The following is a 13,494-nucleotide window of genomic DNA, read 5'->3' as shown; positions in this document are numbered from 1 at the left end:
ATCGGGGGTCACGTCGGGATCGATGCCGCCGGTGGGCGGCATCCGGGCACCAGAGGGGCCCCACCCGGCGTGGGTCGTGATGGACATGTATCAAACGCGCACGAATGTGCTCGTCCAGCGTATCAGAAGCCGACGAGGGTGTGCAGGGGTCGGCTGGGTCGCACAAGCCCGTCGAACGCCTCCGCCGCGCCGGCCCGCAGCTCCGCCACGACACCGGCCTCCGCCAGCACCGCGGCGCCGGCCCCGCGGGAGTGCCCGCCGAGCCAGAGCGCGGAGAACCGGGCCGCGTCGAGCCGGAGCCCCGCGCCCATGCGGACGGCGTCGGCCGCGGGGCCCAGCCGCTCGGCGGCGCCGCGCCCCTGGCGGACGGTGAGCCGCCACGTCCCGTCGATCGCGCCGAGCGCGTCCTCGACGGCGACGACGACCTCCCCGTCGCCCGCCCAGCCACGGGCCGCCATGGCGGCGGGCAGGTTCAGGACCCGCAGGTACAGGTCGTCGGAGCCGCGGTGCCGGCTCACCCGCCGCTCGTCGACGAAGAGCGCCTCGAGCCAACCGGGCTCGGGTGCGCGGCCCCACTCGATCCGCTCGACCAGGTCCAGCCGGGCCAGGTGGTGGACGAGCCCGCGCCGCGCGTCGGCGGTCGCCGCGAGGAACGCGGTGACGGTGATCGTGGGCGGCTCCTTCTCCCAGCCCTCGAACCGATACAGCGCGACGCCCTGGACCCGCCCGTCGTCGTCGCGGTGGACCGCCGCGTACAGCCCCGAGCCGCGCCCCTCGTTCCGGCTCGCCTCGCGGTCCTCCCAGCGAGGCACGCTGAACGAGGTCCGCTGGACCGAGCCGGGGGTGGCCGGCAGCACCCGTCCGTACAGCTCGTCGACGAGGCCGGGCATCTCCCGCGGCTCCTCGACCGTGACCCGCCCGCCGGCCGGGGCACCCGTGAGCGCGGGGGCGCCCGAGACGTCGATCCGCACGGCGTGCCACCGGGTGGCGGCCCCGAAGCCGAAGCGGCCGTAGATGGCGGCCTCGGTCGCGGTCAGGGCGGCCGCGCACAGGCCGGCGTCGCGGGCGTCCGCGAGGGACCTGAGCATCATGGCCCGCAGCACGCCGCGCCGGCGGGCGTCCGGCGAGACGGTCACGTCGGTGATCAGCCACGCGTCGACGGCGCGGCCGGGCCACGTGGTCAGCGGCTGCACGAAGTCCTCGAAGGTGGCGGCGGGGCGGCGGGCCGCCGGGTCCTCCCCCGGCGCGTAGACGCCGAGCCGGCGCCGTCCGTCGGCCGCGTGGGCCTCGAGCTGCTGGCGGAGCGCGGCGCCCGTGGGCACCGTCTCGTAGAAGCCCCGTTCGACCGCGGCCGCGAAGTGCGATGCGGCGGGGTCCTCGGGGCCGAGGACCCCGAGGTCGCGCAGCGCGAGGCCGTGCTCGCCGAGCCGGGCCTCGGCGGCGTCGGCCAGCCGCCGCAGCGACGGACCCTCCGGTGTGTCAGTGTGCGGCGTCATGCCAGCTCCTTCCCCGGCCGACGTGCACGTCGAGCGGCACGGAGAGCTCGGCCGCCCGGCCCATCCGCTCCTTCAGGAGCGCCGTGGCCTGCTCGAGCTCGGCGGCCGGGACCTCGAGGATGAGCTCGTCATGGACCTGCAGCAGCAGCCGCGAGGCCAGCCCGTGCTCCTCGAGGCCGGCCTGCACATCGAGCATCGCGCGCTTGATGATGTCCGCGGCCGAGCCCTGGATGGGGGCGTTGAGCGCGGCGCGCTCGGCCATGTCCCGCAGCTGACGGTTGTCCGAGCTGAGGTCCGGCAGGTAGCGGCGGCGCCCCTCGATCGTCGAGGTGTACCCGTCCTGCCGGGCCTGCGCGACGACGTCGCGCAGGTAGTCGCGCACGCCGCCGAAGCGGTCGAAGTAGCCCTTCATGAGGCCGCGCGCCTCGTCCACCGAGATCTTCAGCTGCTTGGACAGCCCGAAGGAGGACAGCCCGTAGGCCAGGCCGTAGCTCATCGCCTTCACCTTGGCACGCTGCTCGGCGGTGACGTCGTCCGGGTCCACGCCGAACACCTGCGAGCCGACGAACGAGTGCAGGTCCTCGCCCTCGCGGAAGGCCTGGATCAGCCCCTCGTCCTCGGACAGGTGCGCCATGATGCGCATCTCGATCTGGGAGTAGTCGGCCGAGAGCAGCACGGCCTGCTCGCCGGCCACCTCGTCCGCCACGAACACCTCACGGATGCGGCGGCCCGCCTCGGTGCGCACCGGGATGTTCTGGAGGTTCGGGTGCAGCGAAGACAGCCGGCCCGTGGCGGCGGCGGTCTGCGAGTAGGTGGTGTGGATGCGGCCGTCCGGGGCGACGGTCTCGAGCAGCCCCTCCACGGTCTGCCGGAGCTTCGTGGCGTCACGGTGGGCCATCAGGTTCTCGAGGAACGGGTGCCGGGTCTGCTCGAGCAGGTCCTGCAGCGAGTCCACGTCCGTGGAGTAGCCGGTCTTCGTCTTGCGCGTGCGCGGCATGTTGAGCCGCTCGAACAGCACCTCCTGCAGCTGCTTGGGCGAGCCGAGGTTGACCTGCATCCCGCCGGTCTCCTCCGCGACGGACGCCCACGCGGACTCCTTGGCGGCGTCGGCGGCGTCGGTGAAGTCCTCGCGCAGGCCGGTCAGGGCGTCGACGTCGACGGCGATGCCGGTCAGCTCCATCCGGGCGAGCAGCCGCGAGAGCGGGATCTCGAGCTCCTGCAGCAGCCGCTGGGCCCCGCGGTCGAGCACCTGGGGCGTGAACTGGGTGGAGAGACGGCGCACCACCCAGGCGGCCCTCACGGCGTCCGCGGCGCGGTCCGCGCGTTCGGCGGCGGCCTGACCCCCGTCGAGGTCGAACGTCCCCTGCGCCCGCTGCTGCGCGGGCTCGCGCGGGGCGGTGAGGGGGGTGTGCAGATGCGCCTCCGCCAGCGCCTCGAGCGAGGTGTCCCGCCGGTCCGGCTGGATCAGGTAGGCCGAAAGCAGCACGTCGTCCACCACGCCGTCCAGGGCCGCGTCCCGGCCGAGCCCGTCCCCCTCGGTGGGCGCGGCCAGCGCCTTGAGCGTGCGCTTGAGGTCGTGCACGGCCTTGGCCAGTCCGCCCTCGCCCAGGGCCTCGCGCACGGCGGCCACCAGCGCCGGGTCCGGGGCGTCGCCGTCGAGGGTGACGTGCAGGCCCGCGTGCTCGCCCACCAGCGCGACGCCGACGGGCGTGCCGAACGTGCCGGGCACGGGCACCTTGCGGCGGGGCAGCAGGGCCGGGCCCTCGACGTCCACGTGGACGCCGAGCAGGTTGCCGGCCTCGGCGGCGAGGAAGGATCGCACGTCCTCGGCCGTCGTCGCCTCGGTGAACTCCGGGGCGGCCTCGGCCTCGGGGGGCGGCGCGTCCTCGCCCACCCGCTCACCGAACACCTCGAACACGCGCTCCCGGATGCGGTTGAACTGCAACGCGTCGAACAGCTCCTCCACGGGCTCGCGCTCCGGCATCTCGAGCCGCATCGCCTCGAGCCCGATCGGCAGGTCGAGGTCGCGCACGAGGGCGTTGAGGCGGCGGTTGCGGCGCACGTCCTCGAGATGCTCGCGCAGCGCCTCCCCCTTCTTGCCCGTGATCTCGTGCGCGTGCGCGAGCACGCCGTCGAGGTCCCCGTACTGCTTCAGCCACTTCGCGGCGAACCCGGGGCCGACGCCGGGCACTCCGGGCAGGTTGTCCGCGGCCTCGCCGACGAGGGCCGCGAGCTCGGGGTACTGGGCGGGGGCGACCCCGTACTTGGCCATGACGGCGTCCGCATCCATCGGCGGGATGTCGGAGACGCCCTTCTTGGGGTAGAGCACGGTGGTGCGCTCGGAGATGAGCTGGAACGCGTCCCGGTCACCGGAGACGACGACGGCCTCCCACCCCGCCTCCTCGGCGCGCGCGGACAGTGTGGCCACGATGTCGTCGGCCTCGTAGCCCTCCAGCGTGAGCGTGGGGATGCCCAGGGCCTCCATGACCTTCACGGTCAGCTCGATCTGGCCCGCGAACTCCGCGGGCGTCTCGGAGCGGCCGGCCTTGTACTCCCCGTACTCCTCGGAGCGGAACGTGGGCCCGGAGAGGTCGAACGCCACGGCCACGTGCGTGGGCCGCTGCTGCCGGATCATGGTCAGGAGCATGGCGGTGAAGCCGTACACGGCGTTCGTGTGCTGGCCCGTGTCCGTGGCGAAGTTCTCGGCGGGCAGCGCGTAGAACGCGCGGAACGCCATCGAGTGCCCGTCCAGGACCAGCAGCCGCTGTGGGGCCTCTGGGGTCGGATCTGCCGCCATGGGTGCTCACGTCTCCTCTCGGCGCGCGGCGCGGGGCGCACCGGTCGCGTGTGCCAGCCTAGTGCTCATGAGTGAGCACACTGCGACCACCCCCGCCGCCTCCGACCGCGTGTACCGCCCCGGCGTCACCCCCGAGCTGAGCCCCGCCGAGCTGGCGGCGGCCTGCGCCGAGGCCGGTCTGACGCCCGAGCTCGTCGCCGCGCTCGGCGGCGCGGCGATCAGCCCCCTCGCCCAGAAGATGGGTCTGCGCTTCCTCGAGCTCACGGCCGAGCGAGCCGTCGCCACCCTGCCCGTGGCGGGCAACGAGCAGCCCGTCGGGCTGCTGCACGGCGGCGCCCACCTCGTGCTCGCCGAGTCCCTGGGCTCGATGGCCGCGAAGATCCACGCCGGGCCGGACCGCAACGTCGTCGGGGTCGAGATCAGCGCCACGCACCACCGGGCCGTCCGCTCGGGCCTCGTGACCGGCACCGCGACCGCCGTCCACCTGGGCGGCACCCTCGTCACCCATGAGGTGGTGATGACGGACGAGCAGGGCCGGCGGCTCTCGACCGCCCGCATCACTAACCTGGTCCTGGCGCCGCGCCCCTGAGGCGGCACGGCCCGCCCCGGGAGACGGGACGGGCCGGTCCGACGCCGCGTGCGAGCGGTCTCAGACCTCGTCCGGCGCGCGGGGAGCGGGCTCGCCGTGCTCGCGCCCCGGGGTGTCCTCGGCGAGCTCGTCGTAGTGCCCGGGGTTCATGGGCACCCCGGTGAGGTAGGCCGAGCGGCCCAGGGCCATGGTGGCCACCGAGGCCGAGCCCAGCTGCAGCACCACGATCAGGGCCACCTTCACGAACGCGGCCACCCCCGGGGCCAGTAGCAGGGCGCCCACCACGATCAGGATCATCCCGACGCCGCCGGCGGTGCCCACGGCGGAGACGCGGGTGTAGGGGTCGGGGAACCGGATCAGACCGAGTCCCGCGGTGACGAACGCAAGGGCTCCGATCACCACGAGCACGGAGCCGGCGGCGGTCAGGACGACGTCCACGGGTGCGACCTCCTCAACGCTTGCCGCGCGTGAGCGCGCGGGCCAGGGACATGCCGGACAGGAAGGCCACGACCGCGGCGATCAGGACCAAGTCGAACGTCCACGGGTTGTCCGCCCGGACGCCGAACAGCACGAGCATCCCGAGCACGCTGAACGTGAGCAGGTCGCCCGAGACCGCGCGGTCCGCGTCGAGCGGGCCCACCACGATCCGGTACGCGGACACGAGCGCCGACACGGTCAGCAGCGCGATGGCCAGGTCGATCCCCACCAGGGACCAGTCGTAGGCGAAGGGCATCATGCCACCCCCGTCTTCCGCATCGCGTGGAGCATGCGCGCCTCCATGTCGTGGATCTCCGCGCGCAGGGCGTCGGCGTCGTCAGCGTACAGGCCGTGCACGTAGAGCAGGCGCCGCGCGTCCGGGTCACCGTCCTCGTCACCGACGGCGCCGGCACGCCGGGTGCCCAGCGTCAACGTGCCGGGCGTCAGGGTGATCAGCGCCGAGAGCAGGGTGACCTCGGCGTCCGTGCGGCAGTTGCTGCGCACGCGGGCGATGCCCGAGCGCGCCTGGACGCCGGGGGTGACGAGGTCCTTGATGACCGCCTTCGAAGAGGTCACCAGGGCCCACGCGTACCAGCACCAGAACACGAGCCACCGCCAAGGCCAGGACACGGCGGAGGCCGTGCCGGGCGCCAGGTCGACGGTCCCGTCGGCGGGGGCGACGGTGTGCATGGGGGCGTCTCCTTCCGGAGGCTGCGGGAGTGCGGTGCTCATGGGTTGAGCACCGCCTCGATGTACCTGCTGGGGTCCATCAGGCCCTGAGCCGCGAGGTCGGTGACGGTCCACAGGGCCTGACCGCCGAGCCCGAGGGCGAGGGTGGCCATAGCTAGGACGACGGCGGGGGCGGCCAGCCGGCCTGGGATGCGGGAGCGCGTGACGTCCTCGTCCGGATCCACGGTCACCGGCAGCACGCCCGTGGGCGGATCGAGGGTTTCCTGCGAGGCCCACGACTCGGTGCGCTCGTGGTCGGTGCTCGAGCCGCGGCCGGAGGGCGACGGCACGGAGCCCGCCCGGCCCACGATGGGCATGGCCGCGGTGGCCAGGCGCTCGCGGTGCCCGTGTGGGGCCGTCGGAGCGCCCCAGAACCAGGCGTCCCACACCCGCAGCAGAGCCCACAGGCTCACCAGGGAGGCGCCCAGCACCAGCGCAGCGGTGACACCGCGGCCGGCGTCCAGGCCGGCGCTGACGAGCATGAGCTTGCCCACGAACCCGGAGAAGGGCGGGATGCCGACCAGGGAGAGCAGGCCCACGAAGAAGGCGACGGCGATCAGCGGCTCGCGCCGGGCCAGGCCCTGCAGGTCCGCGAGACGGCCGGTGCCGTAGCGCACCTCGATCGCGCCGGCGGCCATCAGGAGGCAGCCCATCGCCACCATGTGGTGCACGAGGTAGAACAGGCCCGCCGCGAGACCCAGGCGCGTGGAGAGCCCGAGTCCGACGAGGATGCCGCCGATGCCGCTCACCATCTGCCACGACAACACGGCGCGCACACCGTGCTCACCGACCGAGGCGAGCGCACCCACCACGAGGGTGGCGAGGGACAGGACCAGGATGAGCGGCAGCAGACGCGCATCGCCGTCGTACATGACGGAGTAGATCCGGTAGAGCCCGTACACGGCGACCTTGGTGTGCAGGGCGGCGAAGAGGGCCGTCACCGCCGGGGAGGTCGAGGAGTACGCCCAGGCCAGCCAGCCGTGCAGCGGGGCCACCGAGGCCTTGATGGACAGTGCGAACAGCACCATGCCCGCGGCGATCGCGATGCGTGGGTCCGCCGCGGCGGACCCGGCGAGCATCGCGAGGTTCACCGAGCCGGTCAGCCCGTAGACGAAGCCGACGCCGACCAGGAGGATCGTGGAGGTTAGCAGGTTGAGGGTGACGTACAGCCGCGCCCCGTCCACTCGGCGCAGGGGCTCACGGCGGTTGGCGGAGAGGACGTAGAGGCCGTAGCTGGGCACCAACATGACCTCGATGAACACGAACAGGTTGAACAGGTCCGCCGTCAGCAGGGCGCCGTTGACTCCGCCGATGAGGATCAGGAGCAGCGGGGCGAAGAACTGGGAGTTAGCGACGCGGGAGCCGTAGGCGAACGCCGCGCCCACGATCGTGAGGGCGCTCGTGAGCACGAGCATCAGGGCGGACAGCATGTCCGCTGCGAAGCCGATCCCGATGCCCCCGGGCCAGCCGCCCAGCGAGGTGGCGAGCACGGACCCGTCGAGGGCGTGGACGCCCAGGGCCAGCCCGCCGGTGGTGACGAGTCCGAGCACCGCGAACAGGACTGCCCGGTGGAGGCGGGGACGCTCCCCCGCCAGCACGAGCAGACCGGCGGACAGCAGCGGGACGGCGGCGAAGAGGGGCAGCAGCTGGCCCAGCGGGACGGCGCTCATCGACGCACCTCCGGGCCCTGGCCGGCGTAGTGCTGCGCGATCCGGCCGGCCGCGGCGTGCCGCTCCTCGCGCGGGAAGCGTGCGTCGGCGGCGGCCTGCTCCAGGGAGTCGCGGGTCTCCCCCGGCGAGGCCACCGCGTCGTCCGCGCGCCCGGTGACGGCCAGCGCGAGCAGCAGCACGGTGATCGCGAAGGCGATCACGATAGCGGTCAGGACGAAGGCCTGCGGCAGGGCATCGGCCTGCACCTCGACGTCTGAGGTCCCCGCGAAGGGCAGCCCGCGGCGGTCGGTGCCGCCCGCGGCGATGATGGCCAGGTTGGCGGCGTGGCCCAGCAGGACCATGCCGAGGATCACGCGCAGCAGCTCGCGCTTGGAGAACAGGTAGAACGCGCCGAAGGTCAGAAGTCCCACGGTAAGGGCGACGGTCATCGGGTGACCTCCTCTCGTGCAGTCGTGGTGGTCGGGGCCGAGGGATCGGAGGACGGGGCCGCCGGCGCGACGCCGGGGTCACGGCTCGAGGCGCGGAGCGGGTCCTCACCCGGCCGCTCGGGGCCGAGCAGGGAGAACGCGGCCACGATCAGGCCGATCACGGCCAGGTACACGCCCATGTCGAACGCGAGCGTGGTGGAGAGCCCGTAGTCCAGGACCTTCACTCCCGCGGCTCCGAGGAAGCCCTTGCCGGTGAGGTAACCGACGATCCCCGTCGCGGTGCCGACGGCGATGCCCGAGCCGATGAAGGCCAGGTACGGCCACCGCAACTCCGGGGCCGTGTCCGAGTCGGCGGCCAGGTAGAGCAGGGCGTAGCCGGCACCGGCGACCAGTGCGGCGATGAAGCCGCCGCCGGGCTCGTAGTGCCCGCGCAGCAGCAGGAACGCGGACAGCAGGATGATCAGCACGCCGAAGACACGGCCGAACACCCGGATGTGGACGAGGTTCTCGCGCACGTGGGCGAGTGGGGAGCGCATGTCCACGGCGGAGGGCTGTGGAGGCGTCGGCCGACGGTTGAGCAACAGGGCCGCGATGGTCAGCGCCGTCGCCCCGAGCACGGTCATCTCGCCCCACGTGTCCACGGCGCGGAAGTCCACGAGGATCACGTTCACCACGTTGGTCCCCCCAGCCTGGGCATAGCTCTGGGTCAGGTAGAAGTGGGCGATCTCCGACATGCTGGAGCGGCCGGTGAACGCGAGCACGCCCAGGGTCGCGGCGACGCCGGCGACGGAGGCGGCGAGGACCGCCTGCATCCTGCGCGGGGTCGGCTCGTCGCTGAAGCGGGCGGGCAGGCGGCGCAGCAGCAGCACCATGACGCACACCGTGAGCACCTCGACCATCAGCTGGGTCAGGGCCACGTCCACGGCGCCGAGGGTGAGGAACCACAGGGTCATGCCGAACCCTACGACGCCGACCACCACCATGGCGGCGATGCGCGTCTTGGCGCGGATGGTGGCGATCACGCCGGCACCCACCAGGACGACCAGCACCCAGTCGTGCCAGCGCGAGGGCTGGCCGACGACGGCGGGCAAATCCTCGATCGTGGCGACACCGGCCACGGCGAGGAGCCCCAGGACCAGGGCGGGGATGAGGAGGTGGGGGCGGGGAGCCAGGGTGCCGGAGGCGCGCGAGACGACCGCGCCGACGCCGATCAGCCGGTGCCGAACCTCGTCCACCGCATCCAGGGCGGAGAACGGCAGGGCGGCGTGGGAGGCCACGCGCTCCACCGGGCGGCGCAAGGCCACCAGCAGCAGACCGAGCACGATGATGGCGGCGGAGACGAGCAGGGCCGTGTTCACGCCGTGCCACAGCGCCAGGTGCGCGTGCACCTCCGCGCCGGAGGCGGCCTCGGCCGCGTAGGAGACGGGGGTGTCCAGCACACCGGGCAGCAGGCCCAGGGCCACGCCCGCGGCCGCGGCCAGCACGGGCACGCCCCAGAAGGTGGCAGGAGCCTCGTGGACCTCGTCCTCCCGGCCGGTCGGCCACGAATGGGCGGCCCCGTCCGGGCTTGGACCCCAGAGGCCCAGGGCGCCGAGCACGAGACGGCCGGAGTAGGCCACGGTGAAAACGGAGGTCAGGGCGATGCCGGCGGTGACGAGGACGGGGAGCCATGCGGGACCGGGGGTCCCGAGAGCGGCCTCGACCAGGCCCTCCTTGGAGATGAAGCCGAACAGCGGCGGGATGCCCGCCATCGACAGGGCGGCGACGGCGATCGCCGTGCCGGTGACCGGCATGCGCACGTGGCGGGCCGCGAGCTCTCGCAGGTCGCGGGTGCCGGCCTCGTGGTCGACCACGCCGATCAGCATGAACAGCGCCGACTTGAACAGCGCGTGCGCCACGGTGTGCACGATCGCCGCGGTAAGCGCGACGGGGGTGCCGATGCCGATGGCGGTCACCAGCAGGCCCAACTGGCTCATCGTGGAGTAGGCCAGCAGACCCTTGAGGTCGTGGCGACGGATCGCGGAGACGGCGCCCAGCAGGGCCGTGATGAGGCCCGAGCCGATCAACAGCGCGGACCACACCGGGTTCCCGGCCAGGACCGGGCTGAACACCAGCAGCAGGAAGATGCCGGCCTTGACCATCGCCGCGGCGTGCAGGTAGGCGGAGACCGGGGAGATGGCCACCATGGAGTCCGGCAGCCACGCCTGGAACGGGAACTGGGCGGACTTGGTGAACGCGGCCACCGCCAGCAGGACGGCGACCGTGGTGGTGAAGCCCGCCTCGGACCACACGTCCGAGGCCAACACCCCGGACAGCGAGGCAGTGCCGGTCCGCACGGCCATGAGGGCGACGGCGGCCAGCAGCGCGAGGCCGCCGCCCACGGTCACGAGCAGGGTCCGGATCGCGGGGTCGCGGGCATGGTCCCCCGAGCGCCCGATGAGGAAGAAGGAGGTGAAGGAGGTGAACTCCCACGCAACGAAGAGGACCACGATGTTGTCGGCGAGCACCAGCAGCAGCATCGACGCCGCGAACGCGGTCATCAGCAGGTAGAAGGAGCCGGGTCGGCTCTCCGTGCGGTCCCGACTGAGGTACCGGCTGGAGTAGGCGAGGATCGCGGCGCCGATGACGAGGACGATCATGGCGAACACCAGGGCCAGGCCGTTCAGCCGGAGGTCGAGGTCCACCCCGACCGCGGGGATCCACGGATGGTGCTCCGTCCGGACGTCGCCCGTCCACGCCGCGATCAGCACGCCGGCCGCGGCGAGCAGGGGTGCGGCCAGGACCCAGCCCGCATCCCTGCCCAGCACGCGGGAGGCCGGAACGGCCGCCACCACCGAGAGGAGGGTCAGCAGGAGACTGGTCAGGAGCACAGGACACCACTCAGCTCGGGTCGATCGGTCACGGACACGGCGCACACGACGGGTGGCCGCGCGCCGACGGTGCCCGAAGTGGGACTCGAACCCACACGCCTCTCGGCACCGCATTTTGAGTGCGGCGTGTCTACCGATTCCACCATTCGGGCAGTGCCGCCCGGAGGCGGGACTGGATCACCCTATCAGCGCCCCGACCCGGCGTCCCCGGCCTTCCGGCGGGCGGTCCCCGCCGCCGCGCCCGCGCCGCGCCCATGGCGCACGGTAGCCTGGTGGACCACCAGCGGCGCCACACCGACGCCGTCCCGGCCCGCACGAAGGAGCTGCCGTGTCCACGCTGACGCCTCCCGAGGAGACCGGCCTGCGGGCCGTCGTCGCCGAGGACGAGACCCTGATCCGCCTCGACCTGGTGGAGGTGCTCACCGGGGCGGGATACCGGGTGGTCGCCGAGGCCGGCGACGGCCGCGCCGCCGTCGAGGCCGTGCGCGAGCACCGCCCGGACATCGTGGTGATGGACGTGAAGATGCCCGTGATGGACGGCATCGCGGCCGCGGGCGAGATCGCCGGGGAACGGCTCGCCCCCGTGGTCATGCTGACCGCCTTCAGTCAGCGCGAGCTGGTGGAGCGCGCCCGGACCGCCGGGGCCATGGCCTACGTGGTCAAGCCCTTCACCGAGGCCGACCTGGTCCCCGCGATCGAACTGGCCGTGGCCCGCTTCGACGAGCTGCGCAGCCTCGAGGCCGAGGTGCGGGACCTGGGCGACCGCCTGGAGACCCGCAAGATCGTGGACCGGGCCAAGGCGCTGCTCCAGGAGCGGATGCGCCTGACCGAGGCCGAGTCCTTCCGCTGGATCCAGAAGACCTCCATGGACCGGCGCCTGACCATGCGGGAGGTCGCGCAGGCCGTCATCGACCAGGTCGGCTGAGCGGCGCCCGCGCGCTCGTCAGAGCGGGGAGCGGGCCGGCCAGAAGCCGACGGGCTCGCGCGTCTGCGGCGACGCCGCGGACGAGCCGCCCGCGGCGTCGCCGCCCACGCGGTGCACGCGCAGCGTGTTCGTGGAGCCCACGGCCCCGGGAGGGGACCCGGCGGCGATGACCACGAGGTCGCCGTGCTGGGCGATGCCCTCCGATGTGAGCGACTGCTCCACCTGGAGGGTCATCTTGTCGGTGGAGTCCTGGAACGGGACCATCTTCGGATAGACGCCCCACGTCAGGCACAGGATGTTGTGCGTGTGCTCGTGGTGGGTGAACGCGTAGATCGGCTGACGCGGCCGCAGGCGGCTGAGCCGACGGGCCGAGTCGCCGGACTCGGTGAACGTGGCGAGGAACGGGATCTCGAGCTGGTTCGCGACCTCGACGGCGGCCCGGGTGATCGCGCCGCCGCGCGTGCGCGGACGCGAGCCGAGCGGGTGGATGAGCTCGAGGCCGTGGGTCTCGGTGGACTCGATGATCCGGGCCATCGTCTGGACCGTCTCGACCGGATACGCGCCCACTGAGGTCTCGCCCGAGAGCATGACGGCGTCCGCGCCGTCGAGCACGGCGTTGGCGCAGTCCGAGGCCTCGGCGCGCGTCGGGCGCGGGCTGTCGATCATCGACTCGAGCACCTGCGTGGCCACGATGACCGGCTTCGCCCAGCGGCGGGCGAGGTCCACTGCGCGCTTCTGCACCACGGGCACGTCCTCGAGCGGCAGCTCCACGCCGAGGTCGCCGCGGGCCACCATGATGGCGTCGAACGCGTCCACGATGGCCTCGAGGTTCTCCACCGCCTGGGGCTTCTCGATCTTGGCGATGACCGGGACCCGGCGCTCCTCCTCGTCCATGATCTCGTGCACCCGGTCCACGTCCGCGGCGTCCCGCACGAAGGACAGCGCCACCATGTCCACGCCGGTGCGCAGCGCCCAGCGCAGGTCCCGCTCGTCCTTCTCGGACAGGGCCGGCACGTTCACCGCCACGCCGGGCAGGTTGATCCCCTTGTTGTCCGAGACCATGCCCGGCACCTCGACCTCGGCCAGCACGTCCGTGTCCGTGACCTCGACGGCGCGCAGGCGCACCTTGCCGTCGTCCACCAGGAGCACGTCACCGGGGGCGACGTCCCCGGGCAGCCCCTTGTGGGTGGTGCCGACCAGCTCGCGGGTCCCGGGCACGTCCCGGGTGGTGATGGTGATCCGATCGCCCCTCTCGAGCAGATGCGGGCCGTCGGTGAAGCGGCCGAGGCGGATCTTGGGGCCCTGGAGGTCCGCGAAGATCGCGACCGGGCGCCGCTCCTCCACGCTCAGCCGACGCACCCGCTCGTAGGACGTCTCATGCACCGCGTGGTCGCCGTGGCTCATGTTGAGGCGGACGACGTCCGCCCCCGCGCGGATGATGGCGCGGGTGGTCTCGTCGGAGTCGGTGGCGGGCCCAAAGGTGGCGATGATCTTCGCGTGTCGCATGCGACCC

General features: G+C 73.1%; 11 protein-coding genes and 1 tRNA gene. 2 read left to right on the top strand and 10 right to left on the bottom strand.

From position 1 onward, the window contains the following. Nucleotides 1-122 precede the first annotated feature (122 nt). Nucleotides 123-1,496, bottom strand: a complete 1,374-nt coding sequence (locus tag AC0VX2_RS05440) for a GNAT family N-acetyltransferase (RefSeq protein WP_101965466.1) — start codon at nucleotides 1,494-1,496, stop codon at nucleotides 123-125. Next, complete coding sequence (polA, locus tag AC0VX2_RS05435; RefSeq protein WP_070708812.1) at nucleotides 1,480-4,293, bottom strand: DNA polymerase I; 2,814 nt, start codon at nucleotides 4,291-4,293, stop codon at nucleotides 1,480-1,482. The genes AC0VX2_RS05440 and polA overlap by 17 nt, the downstream gene beginning before the upstream one ends. A 67-nt stretch (nucleotides 4,294-4,360) precedes the next feature. Between polA and AC0VX2_RS05430 the strand changes: the two genes are divergently transcribed. Next, complete coding sequence (locus tag AC0VX2_RS05430) at nucleotides 4,361-4,882, top strand: PaaI family thioesterase (protein WP_070708811.1); 522 nt, start codon at nucleotides 4,361-4,363, stop codon at nucleotides 4,880-4,882. Nucleotides 4,883-4,942: 60 nt separating this feature from the next. Here the strand turns inward: AC0VX2_RS05430 and AC0VX2_RS05425 are convergent, their stop codons facing one another. The 7 genes from AC0VX2_RS05425 to AC0VX2_RS05395 form a co-directional block, all read right to left on the bottom strand. Next, nucleotides 4,943-5,320, bottom strand: a complete 378-nt coding sequence (locus AC0VX2_RS05425; RefSeq protein ID WP_036315347.1) for a cation:proton antiporter — start codon at nucleotides 5,318-5,320, stop codon at nucleotides 4,943-4,945. 13 nt (nucleotides 5,321-5,333) lie between these two features. Beyond that, a complete protein-coding gene (locus tag AC0VX2_RS05420) occupies nucleotides 5,334-5,618 on the bottom strand; it encodes an MrpF/PhaF family protein (RefSeq protein WP_010078747.1) in 285 nt (94 codons plus the stop codon). Continuing rightward, nucleotides 5,615-6,049, bottom strand: a complete 435-nt coding sequence (locus AC0VX2_RS05415) for a Na+/H+ antiporter subunit E (RefSeq protein ID WP_010078748.1) — start codon at nucleotides 6,047-6,049, stop codon at nucleotides 5,615-5,617. The genes AC0VX2_RS05420 and AC0VX2_RS05415 overlap by 4 nt, the downstream gene beginning before the upstream one ends. Nucleotides 6,050-6,087: 38 nt before the next feature. Then, nucleotides 6,088-7,758, bottom strand: coding sequence for a monovalent cation/H+ antiporter subunit D family protein (locus AC0VX2_RS05410; RefSeq protein WP_010078749.1), 1,671 nt, complete (start codon nucleotides 7,756-7,758; stop codon nucleotides 6,088-6,090). Further along, on the bottom strand, nucleotides 7,755-8,186 hold the full coding sequence (locus tag AC0VX2_RS05405) for a cation:proton antiporter subunit C (RefSeq protein ID WP_010078750.1): 432 nt from the start codon (nucleotides 8,184-8,186) through the stop codon (nucleotides 7,755-7,757). Before AC0VX2_RS05405 ends, AC0VX2_RS05410 begins: the two co-directional genes overlap by 4 nt. Beyond that, nucleotides 8,183-11,056, bottom strand: a complete 2,874-nt coding sequence (locus tag AC0VX2_RS05400) for a DUF4040 family protein (RefSeq protein WP_041102699.1) — start codon at nucleotides 11,054-11,056, stop codon at nucleotides 8,183-8,185. The genes AC0VX2_RS05405 and AC0VX2_RS05400 overlap by 4 nt, the downstream gene beginning before the upstream one ends. Nucleotides 11,057-11,126: 70 nt before the next feature. Next, a tRNA-Leu gene (locus AC0VX2_RS05395) sits at nucleotides 11,127-11,208 on the bottom strand. Between the two features lie 176 nt (nucleotides 11,209-11,384). Between AC0VX2_RS05395 and AC0VX2_RS05390 the strand changes: the two genes are divergently transcribed. Next, nucleotides 11,385-11,981: an ANTAR domain-containing response regulator gene (locus tag AC0VX2_RS05390; protein WP_010078752.1), complete on the top strand. Its 597-nt coding sequence runs from the start codon at nucleotides 11,385-11,387 to the stop codon at nucleotides 11,979-11,981. An 18-nt stretch (nucleotides 11,982-11,999) separates the two neighbouring features. Here the strand turns inward: AC0VX2_RS05390 and pyk are convergent, their stop codons facing one another. Continuing rightward, a complete protein-coding gene (pyk, locus tag AC0VX2_RS05385; protein WP_122054301.1) occupies nucleotides 12,000-13,487 on the bottom strand; it encodes a pyruvate kinase in 1,488 nt (495 codons plus the stop codon). Nucleotides 13,488-13,494: the final 7 nt, after the last annotated feature.

The organism is Micrococcus sp. iso_239, from assembly GCF_056173395.1.
This window is presented reverse-complemented; position numbering and strand designations above follow the sequence as displayed.